1 pseudogene is annotated in these 216 nt (G+C 48.1%); it reads left to right on the top strand.

Features of this window, described 5'->3' with window-relative positions:
• Positions 1-216 (top strand): annotated as a pseudogene (locus HJV72_RS19320) (NAD-dependent DNA ligase LigA); the annotation flags it as partial.

Below are 216 nucleotides of genomic sequence, written 5' to 3'. Positions count from 1 at the left end.
ATTGCCCCGGTGGCGGTATTTGATACTGTTGAAATTGATGGATGTGAGGTGTCCAGAGCGAGCCTGCACAACCTTTCCTTTATCGAAGCTCTGGAGTTTATGCCGGGCAACCGACTTTTAGTCAGCAAGCACAACATGATTATCCCTCATATCGAGGAGAATATAGATCGCGGTGGATTTGCTTTGGAGAGGATAATGCCCCGTGATTGTCCTTGC

Source organism: Extibacter sp. GGCC_0201, from assembly GCF_017566055.1.
Lineage (GTDB): Bacteria > Bacillota > Clostridia > Lachnospirales > Lachnospiraceae > Extibacter.
The sequence above is the reverse complement of the archived record's forward strand: the minus strand, read 5'-3'. Positions and strand labels throughout refer to the sequence as shown.